We start from the raw sequence: 8267 nt of genomic DNA, 5'->3' as shown, positions 1-8267 counted from the left end.
GGCGAATCACCTCGCCTTCCAGTGGCGCGCGCTGGTCAATCAGCATGTGCTCGGCAAAGCCTGGCACATGGGCCAATTCGTCAAATTTAACCTTGCTTAAGCGGGCCTGGCTGCTGCTCACCACCACGCCTTCGCGGGCGTGGGTCACCGCGTTGTCCATCAGGCGAGTGGTGGGCAGGCGGCCTCCCCAGCGTTGTGCAATGTCGAGCGCCTTGCTCCAGCCACCCACAGTGCCCGCGGCGGTGAGTGCGGCCAAGGGGCCTCGGTTCGGTATGGCATCAAACCCTTGCTCGGTATAAAAGCTGCGCGTGGCCTTGGCCGCTGCTTTGCCGCAAGCATCAATGCCGATGGGCGCTTGTCCCGGTTCACTCAGTAACCAAAAGCCGTCCCCCCCAATCGAGTTCATGTGCGGGTACACCACGGCAATGGTGGCGGCCGCTGCAATCATGGCTTCGGCTGCGTTGCCGCCTTCTTTTAAAACATCTCGCCCGGCCTGTGCCGCCAAGTGGTGGGGCGCTACAAATACGCCGCCCAGCGCGCGTTTGGTGTGAATCATTGTGCTTGTACTCCTAATTTTTAACTGAGTGCGCCATACAGCATGCGCACCGCGGTGATTGCCAAAAACAAGGCGAAGGCCAGCTTTAGCCGCTTGGCGGTGGTGGCGCTGGCCATGTTGGCGCCAATCGGCGCCATCCACATGGTGGCGGGCACAATCAGTGCAAATCCAATCAGGTTGATATAACCGATGGTCAATGGTGGCGTGTTTTCTGCATTCAGGCCATTGAGTAAAAACCCGATTGCCCCTGGGATGCTGATCACCATACCGATGGCCGCCGCCGTGCCCACTGCGCGGTGCATGGGCACATTAAAGCCGTTCAATATGGGCACGCTCAAGGTGCCTCCGCCGATGCCCATCAGGGTAGAAAAGCCTCCAATGAAAGTGCCAATGCCCTGCCGCCATGGGCTGCCGGGCAAGGTTTGCGCCACTGGCTTGGCGTTGCTGCGCAACACCATGTTGGCGGCCACCAGCAGGGCAATGCTGCCAAACACAATGGCCAAGCCGTCCCCGGTTACATAGCCGCTGGCCGCCGTGCCAATAAGTACTCCAACAAACAGGGGCAGCACCAGGCTTTTAAAAAGCGGCTCGTCTAAATTGCCTTTTGAGCGGTGCGCCTTGGCCGAAATAAACGAGGTGGGAATGATGGTGGCCAGCGATGTACCCACGGCCACATGCATTTTGATGGCCTCATCCACGCCCAACAATGTGAACAGGTGGTACAGCACAGGCACAATCACGATGCCACCGCCCACACCCAGCAGGCCTGCCAACAAGCCTGCCACAATCCCCGTGGCGGCGAGCGCCGCCACCAGCCCTGCCAGCCAAGGCAGGGAGTAATCGTTCAACAACTCCATGAATACTCCTTGCCCCGGTTACCAGCCAATCGCCTTGGGCAGCCAGGTGGCAATGCCCGGGAAGAAAAAGATCAGCGCCACAGCCACCGCCTGCAACACCACAAAAGGAAGCACGCCCACATAAATGTCGCGTGTGGTGACACCCGGCGGTGCCACGCCTTTGAGAAAAAACAAAGCCCAGCCAAATGGTGGCGTTAAAAACGACATTTGCAGGTTCATGGCAATCAAAATGGCCAGCCACACCATGTCGGTGCCATAGTTCATGAACACAGGCAAGAACATGGGCAAAGCGATGTAAGAAATTTCAATCCACTCCAGGAAGAAACCCAGCACAAACAGCAGCAGCATCAGGAACAAGATGGCCCCCAATTCACCACCGGGCACCCATTCAAACAGGGCATGCACCATGTCTTCACCGCCCAGTCCACGGAAAGACAATGCAAAAGGCTGGGCGCACAGCAAAATGAAGAACACCATGGCGGTGATGGTCAGCGTGCCGTGCATGCTTTCTTTCATGAGGCGCCAATTGAGTCGCCCAAAACCCGCTGCAATCAAAATGGCACCCAGCGCACCCATGGAGGCGGCTTCAGTGGGTGCAGCCACCCCACCCACAATCGAACCCAGCACGGCCACCACCAACAACACCGGGGGCAACACGTCTTTGAGCAATTTGCGGCGCAGCTCAGCGCGGTCGATGAGCGCGCGTTCATTTGCGGGAATGGCGGGCATCAATTCTGGTTTGGCCATGCCCAACAGAATGATGTAGGCCGCATAAATACCCGCCAAAGCCAGGCCAGGAATAAGCGCTGCGGCAAACAAAGTGCCCACCGATTCGCCCATGATGTCCGAGAGCAAAATAAGCACCAGGCTGGGCGGGATAATTTGCCCCAGTGTGCCCGATGCACAGATGGTGCCGCACGCCACACTGGGGGCATAGCCACGCCGCATCAGGGTGGGCAGGGTCAGCAAACCCACCGTGACCACGGTCGCACCCACAATGCCTGTGGAGGCGCCCATCAGCACACCCACCAACACAATGGCCAGGCCCATGCCGCCTTTCAGACCGCCCATGGCTTTGCCAATGGTGTCGAGCATGTCCTCGGCCACGCGGCTTTTTTCAAGCATCACACCCATGAAGACAAACAGCGGGATGGCAAGCAGTGTGTAGTTGCTTACTACGCCATACAAACGCGCAGGCATCAGGTTAAACAGCATGGGGCCAAAACCCAGGTACCCAGCCACAAAGCCCGAAACGGCCAGTGCAATGGCCACGGGTATACCAATTAGCATCAGGCCCAGAAAGCCTGCAATCATGCCCAGCACAATCCATTCGTTGCCCATCATGATGCAGCCCTCGCGGTTTGAATTTGTACAATCGCGTGAAGCAGGTTGGCCAGGGCTTGCGCCATCAGCAGCGCAAACCCCAAGGGGATGAAAGCTTTGAGCATGTATCGGTAGGGCAGGCCACCGGGGTCAGGCGAGCCTTCCATGATGTCGTAGGCCTGCAGCACATAGGGCACCGCCAGCCAGGCGATGTAAGCGGCCACTGCAAACGTGAGCAGGGCAGCAACCACATCAATGTATCCGCGGCCCAGAGGCCCGAATTTGTCGTAAATAAAGTCCACGCGAACATCGGCCTTGTGCTTCATGGCATAGGCCAGGCCAAACAAGGCGATGGGTGACACCAGGTGCCATTCCAACTCTTGCAGGGCAACCGGGCCGATGGAAAAGAAATAACGAAGAATCACGTTGGTGGCAACGAGCAACACGAGGGCAAGCACGCACAAGCGTGCAAGCCCTCCGAGCCCCTCGACAATCCACTCGAGTGCTTGGATGGCTTGCTTCATGATGAATACTGCTTACAAATTAAGGAATGGTTTTTCGCTCAAGGCTGCCCACGAAGCATGCTTGTCGCGGAAGGATGTGAACGAGGCGTACACCTTCTTGGCCAGCGGGTCGCTGTTGGCCACGGTTTGCAAGGTGTCCATGGTGGCCTCTTTCAAGCGCTTGACCACGTCGGCTGGCAGGGGCTGGGCCTTCACACCCTGGTTCTTCACCAGGTCTTCCAGCGCCTCGGCGTTCACCGATTCTGACCATGCCAGGCTGTCCATCACGCAGGCTTGTGCGGCCATTTGCACCATCATTTGCAGGTCTTTGGGCAGTTTGTCCCATGCCTTTTTGTTGATCAGCAATTCAGTCACATTGGTGGGCTCGTGCCAGCCGGTGGTGTAGTAAAACTTGGCCGCTTTGTGCAGGCCCAAACGGCGGTCCTGGAAGGGGCCCACAAACTCAGCAGCGTCAATCACACCGCGTTCAAGCGCCGGGAAAATTTCGCCACCGGGCAACAAGCGCACATTCACGCCCAGTTGGCTGTATACCTTGCCAGCCAGGCCAGGGATGCGCATTTTAAGACCATCAAAGTCTTTGACGCTCTCGATGGGTTTGCGGAACCACCCCGACATTTGTACGCCTGTGTTGCCCATGGGCATGGCCACCAAGCCAAACGGAGCGTATACCTCTTGCCACAGCTTCATGCCGTCACCGTGGTACAGCCAGGCCATCATGCCTTGGGTGTTCATGCCAAAGGGCACGGTGGTAAAAAACTGTGCGGCTGGCACTTTGCCCGCCCAAAAATAGGCGTTGGCTGCATTCATTTCCACGGTACCGGCTTGCACGGCATCAAAGCCCTCCAGGGCTGGAATCAACTCGCCTGCGGCAAAGTGTTGAATCTTCAAACGCCCGCCAGACATGGTGTCTACTTTCTTGCAAAAATCGGTGGGGCTACCGGGGCCGGTCACATAAAAGGGCGAGCCTGGGTTGTAGGCGTTGGTCATTTTCATGGTGAAGCGACCCGATTGTGCGTTTGCAACACCCGAGGTGCCCAGTGCTACTCCACCTGCGGTGGCTGCGGCAGCGCCCCGCAAAAATTGACGACGATCCAAATTGCTCATGTTGATGACTCCTGCTGCAAAACAAATGAAAGTGGGCCAATGCATGTTTGACATGGTTGGCATAGGCCTCTTTTTGCAGGATGTGTGCCAGCCTTAAAAATTAATAAACTATTGATTTTATTGAATAAACAATTTCAAGGGTAAACCCTAGGGGCTGGGGGTGTGCACACCACAATGAGGCAGGGGTTTGCACCGCTGGTTTCCATTTGTAAAGTATGGGTTTACTTTTGAAGAGCATTTGTTGCCATGCGTCGGGTCATGGTTTGCCCCTGTTTTCAAATGAACAGCGAATGGCCCGGTTTGGTGTCAAATGTATTCATGCACTGAAAATGTGGCGTTGCACCATCGTGGGGCTGGACCCATTGCTTCACAGGCGTGCGCCACCGCGGCGGTGCTTCACCCGTTTCAAGAGGTTTTTGCACTCCACCGAAATAATGTGCTCGCGGCCAAACAGGTGGGTTTGTGCAAAGGCCAGGAAGCTCTCTTGTGTGTCGGTCAGGGTGTGAATGTGCAGGCTTTGCAGGTCTGACATGATGTACAAGCTCGCCACCTCGGGCTGGGCGGCCAATTGTGCAGCCACTTCCTCAATCACATGGCTTTTCACCTTCAAGTCCACAAAGGTGGAGGTTACTTTGCCCAACTTTTCTGGATTCACCACGGCGGTAAATTGTTCAATGGTGCCTTCTTCTTGCAGGGCTTGAACCCGCGCCCGGGCGTGCGCTCGCGATATGCCAAGCTCGCGGGCAATGTCGGCATACGACATTCTGCAGTCTTTAATCAACAGGCCCAGCAGGGCGGCGTCCAGTTCGTTCATGGTGCTTCCTTGTTCAACTGCGCAGGGTGCAGCAAAACTTGTACCCGGCAGGGCATTTGCAAAGGTGTGTTTTAATAAAAGGGTTAAAAAAATTAAAACGGGAGTTTGCCCATGAGCAACGAAGTAGATCGCAACGAGCAAGAACACACCGAGCACAAGCTGACCCTGCGCAACCTGCGCCTGTCCGATTACCCCGACATCAAGCGCATCATGGAAGTGGTGTACCACAGCGCGGGGGGTGCCTTGCCCGAGGCGAAATTTCGCTCCATTTTAAAAACATTCCCCGAGGGGCAAATTTGTATTGAAGACGATGGCAAGGTGGTTGCAGCTGCTTTTGCCGTGGTGGTGGACTACGACAAGTTTGGCGACAAGCACACCTACATGGAAATTACCGGCAATGTGTATGCCACCACGCACGACCCCAAAGGCGACGTGCTGTACGGCATTGATGTGTTTGCCGACCCCGAGTACCGTGACATGCGCTTGGGGCGCCGTCTGTACGAGGCCCGCAAAGAGCTGTGCAAAAACCTCAACCTTCGCGCAATCATGGCCGGCGGTCGCATTCCGGGTTACAAAGACCACATGGCCACCATGTCGCCGCAGCAGTACATCGCTGCGGTTAAACGCAAAGACCTCTACGACCCCATCCTGACCTTCCAGTTAAGCAATGACTTCGAGGTCAAGCAGGTGCTAAAGGGCTACCTGCCCGAGGACAAAGAGTCCCAAGGCTATGCCACTTTGCTGGAGTGGTTCAACATTTACTTTGAGCCGCGCAAGCCCATGCTGTTTGGTGGACCCAAAACCACCGCCCGCCTGGGGTGTGTGCAGTGGCAAATGCGCGAATTCCACAGCGTGGAAGATGTGGTCAAGCAGGCTGAGTATTTCATCAACGCCCTTTCAGATTACCGCTGCGATGTGGCCCTGTTTCCAGAATTTTTTAACGCCCCACTGATGGGCCTTGCGGGCAATGGCAATTCCCTGGAGGCCATTCGCCACCTGGCTGGTTATACCGATCAAATTCGGGACGAGATGAGCCGCCTGGCTGTGAGCTACAACATCAACGTGGTGGCCGGTTCCATGCCGGTGATGGAAAACGGGGTGTTGTACAACGTGGCTTACTTGTGCCGTCGCGACGGCACCGTGGATTGCCAATACAAAATTCACCCCACGCCCCACGAGAAGCGCGAGTGGCTGATGGAAGGTGGCAATCAGCTGAAAGTGTTCGACACCGACTTTGGAAAGATCGGCATCCTGATTTGCTACGACTCAGAATTCCCCGAGCTGTCCCGAATTTTGTCCGACAAGGACATGCAAATTTTGCTGGTGCCATTCTGGACCGACACCAAAAACGGTTACTTGCGCGTGCGCCGTTGTGCCCAGGCCCGCGCCATTGAAAACGAATGCTATGTGGCCATCTCTGGCAGCTTTGGCAATTTGCCCAAGGTGGACAACGTGGACATTCAATATGGCCAAACCGCGGTGTTCTCGCCCTCGGATTTTTCGTTCCCGCACGATGCCATCATGGCCGAAACCACACCCAACACCGAGATGACCCTGATTGTGGATGTGGACCTCGACAAGCTCCAAACCTTGAAGAACGAAGGCTCGGTGCGAAACTTCCTGGATCGTCGACGCGACCTCTACAAAGTGGTGTGGTTAGGCGACGAATAAACCACCCAAGCGGGCCACGGCCACTGCGGTGTCTTCATTGACCGGGTGGCCGCAGTTAATGCGAAGGCAGTTTTTGTACAAACCACTGGCCGAGAACACATGCCCCGGCATGAATGCGGTTTTTTTCAGAATGGCTTTTTGAAACACATGGGCCGTATCGTTGTGGGCGGGCAACTCCACCCACAGCACAAAACCTCCTTTGGGTTGTGACACGCGGGTGCCTTCTGGGAAGTGTTTTAACACCAAGGCGCTCATGGCCATCACTTGCGTTTCGAAGTGCTGCCTAAGCGTGCACAGGTGGCGTTCAAACGAGCCTTTATCCAGGTAGTGTGCCACTGCCATTTGGGTGAGCGGATTGGTGGATCCACTCAAAATGCGTTTGTGGGCCAACAGTGCTGGGGCGTAACGTCCACCCGCCACATAGCCAAGGCGCAGGGCTGGGCTCAGTGACTTGGAAAACGAACCACACATGATCACCCGGTCGCTTTGCCGAAACGACTTCAGTGGTTTGGGTCGAAAGCGCTCAAAGTACAAGTCGGCGTACACATTGTCTTCCACAATCGGAAAGTCGTATTTTTCTGCCAACTCCAAGAGCCGCTTGCGATTGGCATCGGGCATCACCGACCCCGTCGGGTTGCTGGCCGTGGGGCACACAATACACGCAGCAATTTTTGTTTTTTTCACTGCAATTTCCAGGGCTTCCAGCGACATGCCCGTTTCGGGGCTGCTGGGTATTTCAAGTGCGCGCAGCCCCATGGCCTCGATCAATTGCAGAAGCAGATAATAGCCCGGCGATTCCACCGCCACCACATGGTTTCGTTTGGTCAAGGCGTGCAGTGCCAGGCTTAAGGCTTCGGTGCATCCGTCGGTCACCAGCAGTTCGTCTTTGCGAAGGCGCATGCCCATGGTTTCAAAGCGCCGCTGCAATTGCAGAACCAATGCCGCCTGGTTGGGCTGCACATGGCTGTCTTGTGCCAACAGGTTGGGTTGCTTGCGGTTCACAGTGGAAAAACTTCGTCGCAGGCTGGCAATTGGCAGCAACGCTGGGGCAGGGAACGCAACGCCAAATGGCGCCACATCGCCTCGCATGCAACTGTTCAGCAGCAGGCTGATGTGATCAGACATGTCCGGGCTAATCGGAGGGTCCAGGGCCAGTGAATTGGGCGCTTGTGAGCAAGCATTGGCCTGCTGCCCCGCTGGCAGTTGTACAAAATTACCCGACTTGGCCACGGGCTGCACATAGCCCCGGTCCTCAAGCAAATGCAGGGCTTTTTGCACGGTATCAATTGAAAACCCCCATTGTTCCGAGAGTTTTCGTATAGAGGGCAGTTTATGCCCGGCCAAAAACTGACCTTTTTCAATCATGCCCTGAAGGGTGAGCGCCAGTTGCTCGTATTTGCGTGCCTCGGCTTGCATGT

The 8267-nt window shown here is 56.0% G+C and carries 8 protein-coding genes; 1 reads left to right on the top strand and 7 read right to left on the bottom strand.

The genetic code is table 11. The annotated features are described in order from the left end of the window. The 6 genes from ACEQU8_RS04020 to ACEQU8_RS03995 all read right to left on the bottom strand — a co-directional run. On the bottom strand, nucleotides 1-556 hold a 556-nt coding region (locus ACEQU8_RS04020; protein ID WP_370261650.1), incomplete at its 3' end, for a gamma-glutamyltransferase. Between the two features lie 20 nt (nucleotides 557-576). Next, a complete protein-coding gene (locus ACEQU8_RS04015; protein ID WP_370261649.1) occupies nucleotides 577-1413 on the bottom strand; it encodes a sulfite exporter TauE/SafE family protein in 837 nt (278 codons plus the stop codon). A gap of 18 nt (nucleotides 1414-1431) precedes the next feature. Beyond that, entirely contained in the window at nucleotides 1432-2757 is a 1326-nt protein-coding gene (locus tag ACEQU8_RS04010) for a TRAP transporter large permease subunit (protein ID WP_370261647.1), read from the bottom strand. Beyond that, entirely contained in the window at nucleotides 2754-3260 is a 507-nt protein-coding gene (locus tag ACEQU8_RS04005; protein WP_370261646.1) for a TRAP transporter small permease subunit, read from the bottom strand. Before ACEQU8_RS04005 ends, ACEQU8_RS04010 begins: the two co-directional genes overlap by 4 nt. Before the next feature lie 12 nt (nucleotides 3261-3272). Beyond that, on the bottom strand, nucleotides 3273-4364 hold the full coding sequence (locus ACEQU8_RS04000; protein WP_370261645.1) for a TRAP transporter substrate-binding protein: 1092 nt from the start codon (nucleotides 4362-4364) through the stop codon (nucleotides 3273-3275). A 367-nt stretch (nucleotides 4365-4731) separates the two neighbouring features. Continuing rightward, nucleotides 4732-5178 (bottom strand): Lrp/AsnC family transcriptional regulator, encoded by a 447-nt coding sequence (locus tag ACEQU8_RS03995; protein WP_370261644.1) that lies wholly within the window; start codon nucleotides 5176-5178, stop codon nucleotides 4732-4734. A 111-nt stretch (nucleotides 5179-5289) separates the two neighbouring features. Here ACEQU8_RS03995 and ACEQU8_RS03990 point away from each other — a divergent pair, with 111 nt between their 5' ends. After that, nucleotides 5290-6849, top strand: a complete 1560-nt coding sequence (locus ACEQU8_RS03990) for a GNAT family N-acetyltransferase (protein WP_370261642.1) — start codon at nucleotides 5290-5292, stop codon at nucleotides 6847-6849. On the opposite strand, the gene ACEQU8_RS03985 is transcribed toward ACEQU8_RS03990, so the two are convergent. Then, entirely contained in the window at nucleotides 6835-8265 is a 1431-nt protein-coding gene (locus ACEQU8_RS03985; protein WP_370261641.1) for a PLP-dependent aminotransferase family protein, read from the bottom strand. The two genes, ACEQU8_RS03990 and ACEQU8_RS03985, sit on opposite strands and share 15 nt — an antisense overlap. Nucleotides 8266-8267 lie beyond the last annotated feature (2 nt).

This window comes from Limnobacter sp., assembly GCF_964228395.1.
Taxonomy (GTDB): domain Bacteria; phylum Pseudomonadota; class Gammaproteobacteria; order Burkholderiales; family Burkholderiaceae_B; genus Limnobacter.
This window is presented reverse-complemented; position numbering and strand designations above follow the sequence as displayed.